The 18,229-nt window shown below is 48.6% G+C and carries 18 protein-coding genes; all 18 read left to right on the plus strand.

The window, feature by feature from the left end; translation table 11 throughout:
• Positions 1–212: 212 nt before the first annotated feature.
• The 18 genes from Y79_RS0111480 to Y79_RS0111570 all read left to right on the plus strand — a co-directional run bounded on the left by Y79_RS0111480 (position 213) and on the right by Y79_RS0111570 (position 18,210).
• Positions 213–1,385, plus strand: a complete 1,173-nt coding sequence (locus Y79_RS0111480) for an ATP phosphoribosyltransferase regulatory subunit (RefSeq protein WP_016937811.1) — start codon at positions 213–215, stop codon at positions 1,383–1,385.
• Positions 1,378–2,019: an ATP phosphoribosyltransferase gene (hisG, locus tag Y79_RS0111485; protein ID WP_016937812.1), complete on the plus strand. Its 642-nt coding sequence runs from the start codon at positions 1,378–1,380 to the stop codon at positions 2,017–2,019. The genes Y79_RS0111480 and hisG overlap by 8 nt, the downstream gene beginning before the upstream one ends.
• Complete coding sequence (gene hisD, locus Y79_RS0111490; RefSeq protein WP_016937813.1) at positions 2,016–3,299, plus strand: histidinol dehydrogenase; 1,284 nt, start codon at positions 2,016–2,018, stop codon at positions 3,297–3,299. The genes hisG and hisD overlap by 4 nt, the downstream gene beginning before the upstream one ends.
• A complete protein-coding gene (hisB, locus tag Y79_RS0111495) occupies positions 3,296–3,880 on the plus strand; it encodes an imidazoleglycerol-phosphate dehydratase HisB (RefSeq protein ID WP_016937814.1) in 585 nt (194 codons plus the stop codon). The genes hisD and hisB overlap by 4 nt, the downstream gene beginning before the upstream one ends.
• Positions 3,881–4,519 carry an imidazole glycerol phosphate synthase subunit HisH gene (gene hisH, locus Y79_RS0111500; RefSeq protein WP_016937815.1) on the plus strand — a complete coding sequence of 213 codons (639 nt, stop codon included), beginning with the start codon at positions 3,881–3,883 and terminating at the stop codon, positions 4,517–4,519.
• Positions 4,516–5,253, plus strand: a complete 738-nt coding sequence (gene hisA, locus Y79_RS0111505; RefSeq protein WP_016937816.1) for a 1-(5-phosphoribosyl)-5-[(5-phosphoribosylamino)methylideneamino]imidazole-4-carboxamide isomerase — start codon at positions 4,516–4,518, stop codon at positions 5,251–5,253. Before hisH ends, hisA begins: the two co-directional genes overlap by 4 nt.
• Entirely contained in the window at positions 5,250–6,008 is a 759-nt protein-coding gene (hisF, locus tag Y79_RS0111510; protein ID WP_016937817.1) for an imidazole glycerol phosphate synthase subunit HisF, read from the plus strand. The genes hisA and hisF overlap by 4 nt, the downstream gene beginning before the upstream one ends.
• A complete protein-coding gene (hisIE, locus tag Y79_RS0111515; RefSeq protein ID WP_016937818.1) occupies positions 6,005–6,625 on the plus strand; it encodes a bifunctional phosphoribosyl-AMP cyclohydrolase/phosphoribosyl-ATP diphosphatase HisIE in 621 nt (206 codons plus the stop codon). Before hisF ends, hisIE begins: the two co-directional genes overlap by 4 nt.
• 212 nt (positions 6,626–6,837) lie before the next feature.
• Positions 6,838–8,607, plus strand: a complete 1,770-nt coding sequence (locus Y79_RS0111520) for an ABC transporter ATP-binding protein (RefSeq protein ID WP_016937819.1) — start codon at positions 6,838–6,840, stop codon at positions 8,605–8,607.
• An 88-nt stretch (positions 8,608–8,695) separates the two neighbouring features.
• Positions 8,696–9,301: a hypothetical protein gene (locus Y79_RS0111525; RefSeq protein ID WP_016937820.1), complete on the plus strand. Its 606-nt coding sequence runs from the start codon at positions 8,696–8,698 to the stop codon at positions 9,299–9,301.
• Positions 9,302–9,337: 36 nt separating this feature from the next.
• On the plus strand, positions 9,338–10,015 hold the full coding sequence (locus tag Y79_RS0111530; protein WP_016937821.1) for a response regulator transcription factor: 678 nt from the start codon (positions 9,338–9,340) through the stop codon (positions 10,013–10,015).
• The gene (locus tag Y79_RS0111535; protein WP_016937822.1) at positions 10,012–11,097 is read left to right on the plus strand and encodes a sensor histidine kinase; all 1,086 of its coding nucleotides are present in this window, start codon (positions 10,012–10,014) and stop codon (positions 11,095–11,097) included. Before Y79_RS0111530 ends, Y79_RS0111535 begins: the two co-directional genes overlap by 4 nt.
• Positions 11,098–11,189: 92 nt before the next feature.
• Positions 11,190–12,644: a tetratricopeptide repeat protein gene (locus tag Y79_RS0111540; protein ID WP_016937823.1), complete on the plus strand. Its 1,455-nt coding sequence runs from the start codon at positions 11,190–11,192 to the stop codon at positions 12,642–12,644.
• A gap of 397 nt (positions 12,645–13,041) precedes the next feature.
• The gene (gene cwlO, locus Y79_RS0111550; protein ID WP_029575302.1) at positions 13,042–14,448 is read left to right on the plus strand and encodes a peptidoglycan DL-endopeptidase CwlO; all 1,407 of its coding nucleotides are present in this window, start codon (positions 13,042–13,044) and stop codon (positions 14,446–14,448) included.
• Positions 14,449–14,654: 206 nt separating this feature from the next.
• On the plus strand, positions 14,655–15,605 hold the full coding sequence (trxB, locus tag Y79_RS0111555) for a thioredoxin-disulfide reductase (RefSeq protein WP_029575303.1): 951 nt from the start codon (positions 14,655–14,657) through the stop codon (positions 15,603–15,605).
• A 274-nt stretch (positions 15,606–15,879) separates the two neighbouring features.
• Positions 15,880–16,347, plus strand: a complete 468-nt coding sequence (locus Y79_RS0111560; RefSeq protein WP_013353727.1) for an 8-oxo-dGTP diphosphatase — start codon at positions 15,880–15,882, stop codon at positions 16,345–16,347.
• 25 nt (positions 16,348–16,372) lie between these two features.
• Positions 16,373–17,260: an RNase adapter RapZ gene (gene rapZ / locus Y79_RS0111565; RefSeq protein WP_013353726.1), complete on the plus strand. Its 888-nt coding sequence runs from the start codon at positions 16,373–16,375 to the stop codon at positions 17,258–17,260.
• Entirely contained in the window at positions 17,257–18,210 is a 954-nt protein-coding gene (locus Y79_RS0111570; protein ID WP_013353725.1) for a gluconeogenesis factor YvcK family protein, read from the plus strand. The genes rapZ and Y79_RS0111570 overlap by 4 nt, the downstream gene beginning before the upstream one ends.
• The last annotated feature ends 19 nt before the right edge of the window (positions 18,211–18,229 follow it).

The following is an 18,229-nucleotide window of genomic DNA, read 5'->3' on the forward strand; positions in this document are numbered from 1 at the left end:
AAGCTATTCTATGTATTATAGCACTTCTGTTCAATATGATTAGATTGTTCTGTTATGTTTACAGATTTGTTCATGATTTAGTCATCAATATGGGAAAGAATAGGCGGACATTGGGCATTGCAATCCATTCTTTTATCTGCTAACATATTATCATATTAGCGAACTAAAGGATTCGGAATTTTCCTTCAGACAAAGCGGAGGTGCAAAAGGCAATGTTTATGTTTGAGAAACCGCATGGCATGAGAGATACGCTTCCTGGTTTATACGAAGCAAAGAAGAAAGTCCGTTCCACACTGACGGATTTAATTGATAAATGGGGTTATCAGTTTATGGAGACTCCGACCCTCGAATTCTATGAAACAGTGGGTGTCCAGTCAGCCATTGAAGAACAGCAGCTGTTTAAGCTTCTCGATCAGGACGGAAAAACGCTTGTGCTTCGGCCTGACATGACCGGACCGATTGCCCGGGTGGCGGCGTCTAAGCTGCACAAAAATAATCATCCGCTCAGAGCGGGATACGCGGCAAGCGTCTACCGCGCTCAAGAACGGGAAGGCGGACGTCCGGCCGAATTTGAACAGGTCGGCGCGGAGCTGATCGGCGACGGATCAACAAGCGCGGACGCTGAGGTGATTGCACTCGCGGCCGGCGCGTTGAAAAACGCGGGATTGCACCAATTTAAAATCGCGATCGGCCATGCAGGACTCGCAGATGAGCTGTTTGTCGAGGTGCTGGGCAATGCCGAGCGGGCGGATGTCCTGCGGCGCTTTCTCTTTGAAAAGAATTATGTGGGGTACAAAGAACATGTCAAATCGCTTCCGCTTTCTTCAATAGACAAAAGCCGGCTGCTCGGACTTTTGGAATTGCGCGGCGGAAAGGAGATCTGCGCCAAAGCGGAGGAGATCATCGGCATCTCCGGGCAAAACGTGATTCAGGAGCTGGAAGACCTATGGGACATTCTTGAAGATTACGGGTGTGCCGAGCATATCCGCCTTGATCTGAACATGGTCAGCCATATGAGTTATTACACGGGAATTTTATTCGAAGTGTATGCGGCAAATGTCGGGTTTGTCATCGGAAGCGGCGGCCGCTATAACAATCTTCTCGGCCATTTCGGCAGCCCTGCTCCCGCCACGGGCTTCGGACTCCGTATCGACAGGCTGATTGAAGCGCTCGGCATCCAGGAAGAAACAAGCGAGGCGGACGCCGTTATTTTCAGCAAGGAGCAGCGGGCGCAGGCCATTTTATTCGCGGAGGAAGAAAGGGCAAGAGGCAGAAAGATCGTCCTGCAGGATTTGGCGGGCATTGAAAATATCGATCATATGACAAAATCATTCACAAACGTCACATACTTTATCGGTGCCAGAAAGGAAGAGCAAAATGGGTAAGGTACTCACAATGGCAATGCCAAAAGGGCGGATATTCGAAGAAGCGGCCGGATTGCTGCGGCAGGCCGGATACAGGCTGCCCGAGGAGTTTGAGGAATCAAGAAAGCTGATCATCGATGTTCCTGAAGAAAATCTCCGCTTTATTTTAGCGAAGCCGATGGACGTCACGACTTATGTCGAACATGGCGTCGCTGATGCCGGTATTGCCGGAAAGGATGTCATGCTTGAAGAAAAGCGTGACGTGTATGAGGTGCTCGATCTGAATATCAGCAAATGCCATCTCGCCGTTGCGGGGCTTCCGGGAGCGGATTGGAACGGTGTCGCCCCGAGGATCGCGACGAAATATCCGAATGTTGCGTCAAGTTATTTCAGAGAGCAGGGCGAGCAGGTGGAAATCATCAAACTGAACGGCTCCATTGAGCTGGCACCTTTAATCGGGCTTGCTGACAGAATCGTGGATATCGTATCAACAGGGCGGACATTAAAGGAAAACGGACTCGTTGAATCAGAACACATTTGTGACATCACATCGCGTTTTATCGTCAATCCGGTCAGCTACCGTATGAAGGATGACGTAATCGACGAAATGGCTGCCAGGCTGGCCAGGGTTGTGGAAGGAGAAACGGCAAAATGAAAATAACCGCAATAAATAAAAGCGAGCGGTTTTCACTGAAGCGTTCCATTGACAGCGGAACCGAAGAACAGCGGAAAACCGTCAGGGCGATTATTGAAGACGTCAGAAAAAACGGCGACAAAGCCGTTTTGGCCTATACAAAAACATTTGACGGCATCAGCCTGGAACAGTTGGCGGTGAGCGCAGAAGAAATCGCAGCGGCGTACCGTCTGCTTGATGATCAGCTGCTGGAAGTGATCAAGCAGGCAATTTCCAATATTAAAGAATATCACGAGCGCCAGCTGCAATCCTCTTGGTTTTACCATCGTAAAGACGGCACGATGCTCGGGCAGAAAATAACGGCGCTTGATTCCGCGGGCGTATATGTGCCGGGCGGGACGGCCGCTTATCCGTCTTCCGTTTTAATGAATGTCATCCCCGCTCTCGCTGCGGGAGTGGGGCGGATCGTTCTTGTCAGTCCGCCGGGAAAAGACGGCAGCCTTTCGCCGGGCGTTCTGGCGGCAGCGTCTGAGCTCGGCATAAAGGAAATTTACAAAGCGGGAGGCGCGCAGGCGATTGCCGCGCTCGCTTACGGAACGGAAACGATACAGCCTGTTGATAAGATTACAGGTCCCGGCAATATTTTTGTGGCGCTGGCGAAGCGCGAAGTCTTCGGCGATGTGGATATTGACATGATAGCCGGGCCAAGTGAAATCGCAGTCCTGGCAGACGATACGGCGGTGCCCGAAGAAGTTGCCGCTGACCTGCTTTCTCAGGCCGAACACGATATGCTCAGCTCATGCGTGCTTGTCACCGACTCACGGAAGCTTGCAGAAGCGGTATCAGGTGAAGTGGATAAACAGCTTCAGACGCTGCCGCGTAAAGAAATCGCCGAAGCATCGATCAAAGATCACGGCCATATTTACATCGCGGAAACGATGGAGGATGCGGTGGACACGGTGAATGCGCTGGCGCCTGAGCATTTAGAAATCATGACGCATTCGCCGGAGGCTTTGCTTGGAAGCATCAGGCACGCGGGAGCGATTTTCTTAGGGCGATACAGCGCTGAACCGGTCGGCGATTATTTTGCGGGACCGAATCACGTTCTGCCGACAAACGGGACGGCGCGGTTTTCAAGCCCGCTGAATGTCACGGATTTTCAAAAGAAATCGAGCATCATCTCATACAGCCGGAAGGCATTTGAAACCCACGCGGACAGCATTGCCGCCTTTGCGAGACTGGAAGGGCTTGAAGCGCACGCAAGATCGATTGAAGCGAGAAACGGAGGAAATGACCGATGAGAAAAGCGGAACGCGCCAGAAAAACAAATGAGACGGATATTAAGCTGGCTTTCGGTATAGACGGAGAAGGAAAAGCCGATATCAGCACGGATGTGCCGTTTATGACGCATATGCTTGATTTGTTTACAAAGCACGGACAATTCGATTTAACCGTTGACGCAAAAGGCGATACGGAGATAGATGATCACCACACGACTGAAGATATCGGCATCTGCTTAGGTCAGGCTTTTTTGGAAGCGCTCGGTGATAAAAAAGGAATCAAACGGTACGGGTCAGCGCTTGTGCCGATGGACGAAGCGCTCGCCCAAGTCGCCGTAGACCTGAGCAACCGGCCGCACCTTGAGATGCGCGCTGCATTTCCGCAAGCGAAAGTCGGAACGTTTGATACCGAGCTGGTACATGAATTCTTATGGAAACTGGCGCTCGAAGCGAGAATGAATCTGCACGTCATCGTTCATTACGGCACGAATACCCATCATATGATAGAAGCCGTGTTTAAGGCGCTTGGCAGAGCGCTGGACGAAGCGTCATCCATTGACCCGCGCGTCAAGGGTGTGCCGTCTACGAAAGGGATGCTGTAAATGATCGGTGTAATTGATTACGGAATGGGCAATTTATTCAGCGTGTCGAAGGCGCTGGAACGCGTCGGCGTCCCGTATGTCGTTTCAGACCGGCCGGAAGAGCTCGAAAAAGCGGATGCTTTTATTCTCCCCGGTGTCGGATCATTCAGTGACGCCATGGACAATTTACGCAGCACGAAGCTTGATCAATTCATACACCGTATGGTTGACGAAGGGAAGCTGCTTCTTGGCATCTGCCTCGGCATGCAGCTCATTTTCGAAGAAAGCAGCGAAAACGGCTCTGCAAAAGGACTTGGTTTATTAGCCGGAAAAGCAGTGAGACTCAAAGACAGGGATGCCGAAGGAAATAAGCTGAAGGTGCCGCATATGGGCTGGAACCGGCTGACGGTTCACCAAACATCTCCTTTGCTTTCGGAAGCGGGAGAAGGCTTTGTTTACTTTGTCCATTCCTATTATATAGACGGGATGGAAGAAGGCGATCTTCTGGCAAGCGCTGAGTACGGCGTTCGTGTTCCTGCGGTCGTCGGGAAACGCAATGTCTTCGGAGCGCAGTTTCACCCGGAAAAAAGCGGCACGGCCGGAATGGCGATCTTAACGCAATTTACAAAAATGGCAGCGGAACAGAAGGTGAAAAAATGAATGCTTTTACATTATATCCGGCAATTGATATGAGAAACGGCAAATGCGTCCGCCTCATTCAAGGTGATTACGGCAAGGAAACGATCTACGGAGACTCACCTTTAGACATGGCGGCGCAATTTGCAAACGAAGGTGCTGAATGGATTCATCTCGTGGATCTTGACGGTGCGAAAGAGGGCAGGAAAGTAAACGACAGGCATGTTCTGGACATCGTCCGGCAGCTTGATGTCAAGGTTGAGATCGGCGGCGGGATCCGTTCTGAAGCGGATGTGTACGGCTACTTATCACAAGGCGCTGATCGCGTCATTCTCGGCAGCTCGGCCGTTTCCGATCCGGCGTTTGTGAAAAGCATGCTGAAACAATACGGCGGGAAAATCGCCATCGGTCTCGATGCGAGAAACGGGTATGTCTCGACGGAAGGGTGGCTGGAAACATCTTCGGTAAGAGCGTCCGATTTGGGCCGTGAATTGGCGGAGGAAGGAGCGGAAATCTTCATTTTCACGGATATTGCGACTGACGGCATGCTGTCAGGCCCGAACATCGAAAGCACCGTTCAGCTCGCAAAAGCAACGGGGAAAAACGTCATCGCCTCAGGCGGTGTCAGCTCAGTCTCCGACCTCAAAGCGCTGGCCCGCTTCAAAGACGCCGGCGTATCGGGAGCGATTATCGGAAAAGCGCTGTATACAAAACAATTTTCATTGGCTGAAGCGCTCAGCGGGGTGAAGGACGCATGATCACGAAACGAATCATTCCATGTCTCGATGTGAAAGAAGGACGCGTCGTCAAGGGCATTCAATTTCTCGGGCTGAAAGATGCGGGCGATCCTGTCGAGCTGGCCGAAGCCTACGACAGGGAGGGCGCTGACGAGCTTGTTTTTCTCGACATTTCCGCCTCTCATGAAGGCCGGAAGACGATGACTGACGTCGTTGAGCAGGTTGCGGCAAAACTGGCGATTCCGTTTACGGTCGGCGGCGGAATCAATCAATTAAGCGATATGAAAAGAATGCTTCGCGCGGGCGCTGATAAAGTATCCGTTAATACAGCGGCCGTCCTCCGTCCCGAGCTCATTACGGAAGGAGCGGATTTTTTCGGCTCGCAATGCATCGTAGCGGCGATTGACGCAAAGTATGACGAAGATTCGGATTGCTATAAAGTGTACACACACGGCGGCAGAAAGAAAACCGAGTGGGAAGTCACGGCTTGGGCAAAAGAAGCCGTCAAACGGGGAGCGGGTGAAATCCTGCTGACAAGCATGGACGCTGACGGGGAGAAAACAGGCTTTAACCATATGCTTACAAAACTTGTCTCACGTGCCGTCCCGGTGCCTGTCATTGCCTCAGGGGGAGCCGGCAGCGCGCACCATATGCTTGAAGCCTTCACGATCGGTGAAGCGGACGCCGCGCTTGCAGCTTCCATTTTCCATTACAAAGAGACATCTATAAAAGAAGTGAAAGATTATATGAAGAAACACGGGGTGAATGTGAGATGAAACGGGCAGATGAACTGCGGTTTGACGAGGCCGGGCTGATTCCCGCCATCGTACAGGATGCGGCAAGCAAAGAAGTACTGACACTGGCTTATATGAATCGTGAATCCTACGAAAAAACGATAGAAACGAAAGAAACCTGGTTTTACAGCCGTTCACGCGGGGAGCTGTGGCATAAAGGAGCGACGTCGGGGAATACCCAAAAGGTGAAAGCCATCCGCTATGATTGCGATCAAGATGCCCTCATTGTGCTTGCGGAGCCTTCAGGACCCGCATGCCATAAGGGAAGCTACAGCTGCTTTTCTCCGGAAAAAGCGGACGCACAGGATCGTTTCGGCATCTTAAACGAACTGGAAAGCGTAATCGCCAAACGGCAGGCGGAGATGCCTGAGGGAGCCTACACAACGTATCTGTTTCGGGAAGGCGTCGATAAAATTCTTAAAAAAGTCGGCGAAGAAGCCGCAGAGGTGATCATCGCCGCGAAAAACCGCGACCATGAAGAATTGAAATGGGAAGCGGCAGATTTGCTGTATCATTTGCTCGTTCTTCTGCGTGAACAGTCGCTTCCTTTGGACGACGTGCTTGACGTTCTTGCGAAACGCCATTCAGCATCTGAGTAAAACAAACCTCACGGAGAGCTCCGTGAGGTTTTTAAATATGCCCGAACTTAAACATTCAATAAAATATTCCTTATTTCGCAACCGGAGGCAGATGAATTTGATAATATTGACTAATAGAGTTTATTTTGGTTTTTATCAAAAATGTACGTTTTGTTCATATTCCGTTCATGCACATCCGTTATAGTATAAACAGTGATATAGGAGGAAAACATATGCCGAATAAACAACCAAAACCTAAAGGGAAATTCAGCTCATTCTTTTCATTAGTCAAAAAAACAAAACCATCCTACGGAATGCTGGCCTTCGCGCTGTCTCTCAGTATTGTGACAACGCTCGTCAGCCTGCTGATTCCGCTGTTGACAAAGCAGCTCGTCGACGGCTTTTCCATGTCGTCGCTGTCAGGCGTGCAAATCGGAATCATCGCAGCCGTGTTTATCGTACAGGCTGCATTAAGCGCCTACGCCACCTACGCCCTGAACTACAGCGGCCAGAAAATCATCTCGGGACTGCGTGATTTGTTGTGGCAGAAGTTAATTAAACTGCCTGTCTCTTATTTTGACAAAAACGCCACGGGAGAAACGATCAGCCGTGTCACCAATGACACGATGGTGGTAAAAGAGCTGATCACCAACAATATCAGCGGATTTATTACCGGAATCATTTCCGTTATCGGGTCACTGACGATCTTATTTTTCATGAACTGGAAGCTCACATTGCTCGTGCTGATCGTCGTGCCGCTGGCTGCGGTTATTTTAGTGCCGATCGGCCGGAAAATGTTTAAAATTTCTCGGGAGACACAGGATGAGACGGCGAGATTCACCGGATTATTAAACCACATCCTTCCGGAAATCAGACTTGTGAAAGCCTCAAACGCTGAAGAAGCGGAATACGGCCGCGGAAAAGCCGGCATCATGGCGCTCTTTAAACTCGGTCTGCGTGAAGCGAAGGTGCAGTCGCTCGTAGGCCCGCTCATTACACTTGTATTAATGGCGGCGCTGGTCGCTGTCATCGGGTACGGCGGAATGCAGGTGTCATCCGGTGAACTGACAGCCGGCGCGCTCGTTGCCTTTATTCTGTATTTGTTTCAGATCATTATGCCGATGGGCCAGATCACTTCATTTTTTACACAGCTTCAAAAATCGGTCGGCGCAACGGAACGGATGATTCACATTCTTGCAGAAAAAGAAGAAGATATCCAAACCGGAAAAATCATTGAAAATGCAGATCAGCCGATTAAGCTTGAACAAGTCTCATTTGGCTACAAAAAAGATCAAACCATCTTAAAAGACATTACGGCAACGATTGATGCCGGCAAAGTCACCGCGATTGTCGGACCGAGCGGCGGCGGGAAAACAACGTTATTTAAGCTGCTTGAACGATTCTACAATCCGACGGCCGGAAGCATCCTGCTCGGAAACGAACCGATTGATGCGTATTCTCTTGAATCATGGCGGGAGCATATCGGCTACGTGTCGCAAGAAAGCCCGTTAATGTCAGGAACCATCCGCGATAATATCTGCTACGGATTAAAACGCGAGGTGACTGATGAGGAACTGAGACAAGCGGCTGACATGGCCTACGCCCTGCAATTTATTGAAGACTTACCGAAGAAATTTGAAACCGAGGTCGGTGAACGGGGGATTATGCTTTCAGGCGGACAGCGCCAGCGCATTGCCATTGCCAGAGCACTTCTCCGCAATCCGAGTATTCTGATGCTTGATGAAGCGACATCCAGTCTGGACAGCCAATCTGAAAAATGGGTGCAGCAGGCGCTCGAAGTCTTAATGGAAGGGCGCACCACCATTGTGATTGCCCACCGTTTATCCACGGTTGTGGATGCAGATCAGCTTCTCTTTGTTGAACAGGGGGAAATCACCGGACGGGGCACACACCATGAATTAATGGCATCCCATGCGCTGTACCGCGATTTTGCGGAACAGCAGCTGAAGCTGAATGCCGATTTAGAAAACAAAGCTGTGTAAAGCAAGACTTTAGGAATAGAAAGCAGCTGAAAAAGCTGCTTTTTATTTTGCAGCCGGAATCCTATTCATTGGAAGCGGGGGTTAAATCATGAAAAAACGCACAACGATTTTTTATTGTCACGCTGCCGTGCTGCTCGTATTCATGACTGCCGGGTGTACGGGCGGTAACGACGAAGAGCCGGCCCATTCTTCAAGTCCGGCCGGGGGAAGCAGCATAAACAAGACTGAAACAGCATCACCGGCAGAAAAAAACGAAGCTGTAAACAAAGATTCACATCACATCTCTGCGGACAAAAGCGAACCAGACAGCATCGCGGCAGATTATTCTCCTCTGCAAATTGAATATGCCCGCGTCTGGCTGCAGCTTGGGGAAAATCAGCTGATAGATGAATTGAACGTTCGCCGCATTCCGGCCGGAGCACTCGTCAATCCTGACGATCGTACGAGCGCCCGCTATCCGGAAGATGTTACTCAGTTAGCCGGTTCCCGTTTAGTTGATGGGGCGGTCACTTACAGCAGCAACGGCGACGGCACCATTCAGGTATACAATGTTCCTTTGCGCTGGGAGTCTTCTGAAAAAGGCGTAATGAAAGAAGTGACGGAGGAGATGATCCGCCATACAAAAAAAGTGTATGTCGATACAGGAGACAATGAAAAGATCAGACGGCTTATAAAAATCATGTCGATTCATTAAAAGATGATGAGTAAAAAATCAGAAGGAGGGATTTTTATGGCTGTCATATTGGTTGCGGATGATGACCGCCATATCCGTGAGCTTGTCCGCCTTATGATGGAGCAGAGCGGCTTTGACGTCGCAGAAGCTGAAGACGGAGAAGCGGCGGTGCGGCTGATAGAATCAACACCTGTTGATCTTGTCATACTGGATGTGATGATGCCGAAAATGGACGGGTTTGAAGTCAGTGAAGCCGTCCGCAGCTTTACGGATATTCCGATTTTAATGCTGACGGCAAAAGGCGAAACACTGGACAAAGTGCAAGGTTTTACTTCCGGAGCGGACGATTATCTCGTCAAACCGTTTGAGCCGCTTGAGCTTGAAGCGAGGGTCAAAGCATTGCTGAAACGGTACCGGATCACCGCTGAAAAACTGCTGACCGTCGGAACGGTCACATTAGATAAGCAATCCCGCACCGTAACGCGCGGCGGCGGAGCGGGAATGACGCTGCCCCGGCGCGAATTTGAGCTTTTATTCAAGCTCGCCAGTTACCCGAATAAGACGTTTTCTAGAGAACATTTAATAGAAGATATTTGGGGCTTTGATTATGAAGGTGATGAGCGGACGGTTGACGTGCATATTAAAAGGCTGAGAGAACGGTTTCCGGAAAAAGACTATCCTTTTGCCATTCATACGGTGCGGGGGCTCGGCTATCGGTTTGTGGTGACAGGATGAAACGGATCTTCAGAACGGCTGGAAGAATCATTATCCTTCTCACCGTCACCGCATTCTTATGGCTGGCGGCCCACCTGATCGTTCAGGGATTCGGTCTCATATGGCCGGTTTTGCTTGTACCCTACGTCCAGCAGATTCTCACGCTTTGGCTTGTTTTCGGCCTGCTGTTTGTCACGATGTTTATTTTTTCAAAGTCAGCACGTGAAAGACATCATGCGATCTGGGATTCGCTGACCGCCACGATCAAGCAAATGTCGAGCGGCAACTTCACCGCGGCCGCCTCCAGGAAAATGGAGAAGATTGAACGGGACCACCCCGTGACGAAATTGGCTGATGAACTGTCGACACTTGCCGCCGAACTGAGCGAAATGGAAAAACTGAAACAAGAATTTATTTCGAACGTTTCCCATGAAATCCAAACCCCGCTTACTTCATTAAAGGGGTACGCGCACCTCCTGAAAAAACCGGATTTATCATATGAGGAGCGGGGGCGCTACTTGCACATCATCGAGACAGAAACAGAACGCTTATCCAAAATCAGTGAAAATCTGCTGAAGCTCACTGCACTCGAACGCCAAACCGAACCGATTCAAAAAAAACCGTTTCGCATTGACAAACAGCTGCGGCGCACCATATTGACCTGTGAGCCTGAGTGGTCCGCCAAACAGATTGAATTTCTCATCGATTTACAGGAATCGTATGTGTACGGAGATGAGGCGCTGCTCAGCCAAGTATGGATGAATCTGATTCACAATGCCGTGAAGTTTACCGGTGAGGGAGGCCGTATATCCGTTAAAATTGTTGATTTGCCGGAGGCGGCGGCTGTCGAAATCGCCGACAACGGAATCGGAATGGAGCCTGAGCAGGCGGAGCGCGTATTTGAACGGTTTTATAAAGCGGACAAGGCGAGAAACGCAGGGGGCAGCGGCCTCGGCCTGTCCATCGCCAAAAAAATCGCCGAGCTGCACGGCGGTTCGATAGAGGTAGAAAGCAAGCGGGGCGAAGGAACCCTTTTCCGCGTCACCCTTCCTGCCGATCCGCATGAAAAAAAACAGCTAAAATCTGGTCGAACCAGCCAGTAAAAAACGAAGCTGATTCTGTCTTTTGAACTATTGAGGCGAAACCGTTTTATGGTATACTACTGACGGTAATACGTATAAAACGGAGGATATTTGTGGGAAAACACACTTCTGAACATAAAAAGCACGCACAAATTGTCCAGCTGCTTCAGGATGGACAATATTTTTTTCATAAAGGCTTAAAAGCATATAAAGAGCGGAATTTAAAACGGGCCAGCAAACTGATTCAGAGGGCCGTTCACCTCGAGCCGAATGATTCCGAAATGCTGTCCCGGCTGGCCGTCATTTATTCTGAAATGGGCCACTACCAGCAGTCAAATGAGCTGTTCGACTTTATTATGGTGAACCTGAAAGAAGAAATGCCCGAGTGTCATTACTTTAAAGCGAACAATTTCGCGCATTTGGGGCTCTTTCAGGAAGCATACAAAGAAGCCGCGGCTTATTCAGATGCCGAACCGGACGGAGAATTCAGCGAAGAGATAGAAAATCTGATGGAGCTTTTGGATTTCGGTGAAGCGGGTGAAAACGAATCGCTCTATGATCAGGATGAATTGCTGATCAGGCAGGACCGGGCAAAAACGCTTCTTGAGAGCGGCCAGCTTCATGAAGCGGTTGTCATGCTTGAAGAGATTACAGCCGATTATCCCGAGCTTTGGTCCGCGTACAACAACCTTGCGCTCGCTTACTTTTACTCAGGCAATGTCACAAAAGCGAAACAGACGGTATTCGAAGTGCTTGAGAAAAATGAAGGCAATCTCCATGCCTTGTGCAACTACCTGGTATTCTGCTATTACGAGAGAGAAGATGAAAAAGTCGGGGAATTGAGCGAAAGGCTCTCCAATGTGTATCCGATTTTATTCGAACAGCGCTACAAGCTGGGGGCGACGCTGGCGCTTGTCGGCAGACATGATCTCGGCTATAAATGGCTCCGGTCTCTCTACAAAAGCGGGTTTGAAGGCGACGACACGTTTTATTACTGGCTGGCCGCCTCAGCCTACGGGACAGGCCGCACAGAATTTGCCGAAACCATTTGGAGAAAGGCCGAAACCGAATTTCCCGAATCAGACCGGTCCGCGCCTTGGGCAGAACGGCAGGAACCGCTGCCTGCTGCACTTGAACAGCGGCTCGCCGCCTATTATATCAGCAGCGCTGAAGGAGAGCGAAACCAGCTTGAGAAAGTTCTGACGGCAAAACGCGCTGCTTCACCGTTTGAACAAGACTTCGTCAGACTGCTGCTTTCCGGTGAAGAAGGCGCTTCAGGCGTTTCTCATGATGCTTTGTTTACGTATCGGACGGTCAAGCTGCTGGAGAAAGCGGATGCCGGCAGTTTAAAGACTGACGTCATGAGCTGCTGGGTTTTTCACGTCATTCAGCACATCCGCGCCGCTGCTGCCGTACAGAATGAGCGGGCATGGGCCGCAGCCATCGCATACGTATGGAAAGAAGCAAACGGCGAAAAAACGACGAAAAAAGATACGGCCGCCATTTACGGTGTATCTCCGGCAACACTGTCAAAATACATCAGACAAATAGATGATATATTGGAATAAAACCGATTCTTTCTATATAAAGAGTCGGTTCTTTTTTTATCAGAAAGGGGCAAAACAGAACTTTACTGCCGGAAAAAGAGATTTTTATACGTCTTTTTTTTGCTTTTTGAACCGAAATCAGGCCGCCAGCACCGTTTATTTTGCAAAATATGAGATTTGCAATCACATTGAAATATAACTGTAATAAAAATTGTCGAAACATGATGGTATAATGATTCTCGTACATAAGAGATTAGTTTATTTTACATGTGCTGTATAATCTATACCAATTTAAAAGATTAAAAGATTCATACATAAAAATCATCAGCCTCACGGGTATGTGAGGAAGCGTAACTTTGATGTTCATAATAGAATTCCAAATGAGAACAGGTTTAAAGTAAAAGGGAGGAAAGAAAAAGTGAAAAAGAGTTTATTAACACTTGGTTTGGCTTCCGTCATCGGGACAAGCAGTTTTTTGATCCCATTTACAAAAACTGCATCGGCGGAAACATTAGACAGCAAAAAAGCAAAAATCGAAAGCAAGCAATCTGAGGTGGCTTCAAGCCTTGATGCAAAAGAAAAGGAATTGTCTAAACTTCAGGACAAGCAGGCTAAGATTGAAAAAGAACTGAAAGACATTAACGCAAAAGCGTTGGATACAAGTAATAAAATTGAAGATAAAAAAGCTGAAAACGAAAAAACGAAAAAGCGCATCGCTGATTTGAAAAAAGAAATCAAAGAAACAGAAGCGCGTATTGAAAAACGCAATGAAATCCTGAAAAAACGCGTTCGTTCTTTACAGGAAAACGGCGGTTCTCAAGGATACATAGATGTTCTTTTAGGGGCGACAAGCTTCGGGGACTTCATTTCACGTGCGACTGCGGTATCTTCTATCGTTGATGCGGATAAAGATCTGATCAAACAGCAGGAGCAGGATAAAGCGAAACTCGAAGATGTGGAAGCTGAGCTTAACGTGAAGCTGAAAAAAGTCCAGGATGACCTTGCGAAGCTAGAGTCTATGCAAAAAGACCTGAACAAACAGCTTGATCAGAAAGACAAGCTTTTCGACGAAGCGAAAAACGGTCAGAAAAAAGCGGCTGCCGCTATCTCTGATCTGAAAAAAGAAGCGTCACAGCTTGCAAACGCAAAAGCTGACACTGAAAAAGAACAGAAGCGCATTAAAGCTGAGCAGGCTGCAGCGGCTGCCCTGATCAAAAAGCAGGAAGAAGCGCAAAAAGCCTCTGAAGACCAAAACCAAACAGATGACAGCCAGCCGGCAGCGGTTAAAACTGTGAAAAAAGCGGCTGTTTCAACATCATCTGATTCATCTGACAGCTCAAGCAAATCGGGCACTTCAGGCGGCTCATCTCATAACAGCGGCGGTTCAGATGATTCTGACGGCGGATCTGTTATCTCAAATTCAGGCGGTATTGAAGGCGCGATCAGCGTAGGATCAAGCCTTGTGGGTCAATCTCCGTACAAATTCGGCGGCGGACGCACACAATCTGATATTAACAACCGTATCTTTGACTGCTCATCATTTGTACGCTGGGCTTATGCTAACGCAGGCGTTAACCTCGGACCTGTAAGCGGCACAAGCACAGATACGCTAATCGGAAGAGGTAAAGCAGTCAGCGCGTCTGACATGAAACGCGGAGACTTAGTATTCTTCGATACGTATAAAACAAACGGCCACGTCGGCATCTACTTAGGTAACGGGACATTCCTGAACGATAATACATCTCATGGTGTATCCATCGATTCTATGAGCAACCCTTACTGGAAAAAAGTATTCAACGGCAATGTAAGACGTGTCGTGCAATAATGAATAAGACAAGGGCCTTCCATCCCGGAAGGCTCTTTCTTTATTTGTATACCCGCTCAGGAGATGCCTAATCACGTTTTCTCAGAAAAATGAGCAAAAAAATAGCGAATCGCCCTCAGATTTTATAGGATATGGGTAAGGAATACGATTGATGGGGATTCTTATTCATATAGGGTGCGCCCCATTTCGAAAAGGAGTGAATCATGGTGTCAGAAGAAAAAATTTATGATGTGATCATTATCGGCGCGGGTCCGGCGGGGATGACCGCTGCCGTTTACACATCACGAGCGAACTTATCCACATTAATGATCGAAAGAGGAATTCCGGGCGGCCAGATGGCTAACACAGAGGATGTTGAAAACTATCCGGGTTTTGAAAGCATTCTCGGCCCTGAACTTTCTAATAAAATGTTTGAACATGCGAAAAAATTCGGTGCGGAATATGCGTACGGCGATATTAAAGAAATCGTCGACGGCAAAGAATATAAAACGGTCAAAGCCGGTTCAAAAGAATATAAAGCGCGCGCCATCGTCATTTCTGCCGGAGCGGAATACAAAAAGATCGGCGTTCCCGGGGAAAAAGAACTTGGCGGCCGCGGCGTATCGTACTGTGCGGTATGTGACGGCGCATTCTTTAAAAATAAAGAGCTTGTCGTAGTCGGCGGCGGAGACTCGGCTGTGGAAGAAGGCGTCTATCTGACACGCTTCGCTTCAAAAGTCACCATCGTTCACAGACGTGATAAATTGCGTGCGCAAAGCATTCTTCAGGCGCGTGCCTTTGACAATGACAAAATTGATTTCGAATGGAATAAAACCGTAAAAGAAATCCATGAAGAAAACGGAAAAGTCGGCAGACTGACACTTGTGGATACTGTGACGGGAGAAGAGGAAGAATTCAAAGCTGACGGCGTCTTTATTTATATCGGCATGCTTCCGCTTTCTAAACCGTTCGAAAACTTGGGCATCACAAATGAAGAAGGCTACATTGAAACAAATGATCAAATGGAAACGAAAGTTCCCGGCATTTTCGCTGCGGGAGACATCCGTGAAAAATCACTCCGCCAGATCGTTACGGCGACAGGTGACGGAAGTATTGCGGCCCAAAGCGTTCAGCATTATGTGGAAGAGCTTCAGGAGACGCTCAAAACCGTTAAATAATCACTGTAATGTTCAGTTTTTGAATCGTTACTGGCTTTTAATTCCGCTGTAACACGGGTGAAATACTGATGTTTTAAGATGAATGTAGTAATTGACCCCCTTTTTATATGAATACACCTTGGCACGGATTCCAGTATCCGTGCCCTTTTTTTGTAAATTTTTGTTTTCTGTCAAATAAAAGAAAAGGATGTCGGTGTCTCTGCATTGTGAGAGACATGCCGAAACGGTATAATGAAGAGACGATGATTTGTTGAGAAGGTTAGGTGACGTACTTGTGCAAAGAGTGACAAATTGTGTGCTGCAGACAGATGATCAGGTTCTCCTTCTCCAAAAGCCGAGACGGGGCTGGTGGGTCGCGCCCGGCGGGAAGATGGAGAGCGGTGAATCAGTCAGAGATTCCGTCATCAGAGAGTACAGAGAAGAGACGGGAATTTATATATTAAATCCGCAGTTAAAAGGCGTGTTTACCTTTATTATTAAGGAACAGGAACAAATCGTGTCAGAGTGGATGATGTTTACTTTTGTCGCCGATTCCTACACGGGGCGGAATGTCGCTGAATCAGAGGAAGGCATTCTGAAGTGGCATGACGTGAAAGATATCCACAGCCTTCCGATGGCACCCGGAGACGGACATATCCTTGATTTTATGATCAAGGGCCAAGGGCTTTTGCACGGCACCTTTACGTATACGCCGGACTTCGAGCTGCTCAGCTATCGTTTAGATCCGCAGCTTATCAAATAAAAGAAAGACCTCAGGGGGGAGAAAGATGAGTGTGAATGAAAATCATGATATTCAGCTCGTCATCATAACGGGAATGTCTGGAGCGGGGAAAACCGTCGCCATTCAAAGCTTTGAGGATCTCGGCTATTTTTGCGTCGACAATCTGCCGCCTTCCTTGCTGCCGAAATTTTTGGAACTGATGAAAGAATCAAGTTCAAAAATGAGCAAGGTCGCGCTTGTCATGGATCTGCGGGGACGTGAATTTTTTGACAGGCTGATTGAGGCGCTGGATGAAATGGCGGAAAATCCGTGGATTACACCGCGCATTCTCTTTTTAGATGCGAAGGATTCCATCCTTGTGACGAGATACAAAGAAACGAGACGTTCTCATCCGCTGGCCGCTACCGGGCTTCCTCTCGAAGGAATCGCACTGGAGCGCCAGCTGCTTGAAGAATTGAAAGGGCGCTCTCAGCTGATCTATGACACGTCGGATATGAAACCGCGTGATCTGCGTGAAAAAATCGTGGCGCATTTCGCCACGAACCAAGGTGAGACCTTTACAGTGAACGTGATGTCATTCGGTTTCAAATACGGTCTTCCGATAGATGCCGATCTCGTGTTTGATGTAAGGTTTCTGCCGAATCCATTCTACATTGAAAGCATGAGGCCGCTTACGGGGAAAGATGAGGAAGTCTCATCTTATGTGATGAAGTGGAATGAAACACAAAAGTTTATCGAAAAGCTTGTTGATCTGCTCGGCTTTATGCTTCCGTCTTATAAGCGGGAAGGAAAAAGCCAGCTTGTCATCGCGATCGGCTGTACGGGCGGCCAGCACCGCTCCGTTACACTCGCTGAGTATCTGGCTGATTATTTTAAAAAGGATTTCTATACTCATGTTACTCACCGGGACATTGAAAAGAGAAGCCGGAAATGAATAAGAAGCCGAAAATCGCAATCTTCGGAGGCGGAACGGGTTTGTCCGTGCTGCTCCGCGGATTAAAGCATAAGCCCGTTGATATTACGGCGATTGTGACCGTTGCTGATGACGGCGGAAGTTCAGGCCGTCTGCGGGATGAACTTCAAATTCCGCCGCCGGGTGACATCCGTAACGTACTGGCTGCTTTGTCAGATGTTGAGCCGCTCGTTGAAAACCTGTTTCAGCACCGTTTCAACAAAGGAAGCGACTTAACCGGACATTCGCTCGGCAATTTGATTTTGGCAGCGATGACGAATATAACCGGTGATTTCTTTCACGCTGTCACCGAAATGAGCAAAGTGCTGAATGTCCGCGGCAGAGTATTGCCGGCTGCCAACACCAGCGTCGTTCTTCATGCCGAAATGGAGGACGGGCAGGTCGTCTCCGGAGAATCGACCATTCCTTCTTACGGCCAGCGCATTAAACGGGTGTTTCTTACGCCTGAAAAAATTGATCCGCTGCCGGAGACGATTGACGTGATCCGTCAGGCCGACTTAATCATTATCGGCCCGGGAAGCCTGTATACAAGCATTCTCCCGAACCTGCTCGTGCCGAAAATCGGAGAGGAAGTCGTCAAGGCTGCGGCCAAAAAAGTATATATCTGCAATGTCATGACGCAGCCCGGCGAAACGCTTCAATACAGCGCGGCCGACCATGTTAAGGCGCTGAACGATCATATGGAGCAGCCGTTTATCGATACGATTTTAATCAATAATGAAGATATCCCTGACGAAATCAAAAGCAAATATGCGAAAGAGCTGGCCCGGCCCGTTGAATTTAACGTTGAAAAGCTGAAAGCCATGGGGCTTGAAGTGATCAGAGACCAGATTATCACGTATAAAAATGGCGTAATCCGTCACGATACACATAAAGTGGCTTCTCTTCTCGTCGATTTATTAAGGGACTAGAGGTCTTTTGAAATGAGGT

The organism is Bacillus siamensis KCTC 13613, assembly GCF_000262045.1.
Classification (GTDB): Bacteria; Bacillota; Bacilli; order Bacillales; family Bacillaceae; genus Bacillus; species Bacillus siamensis.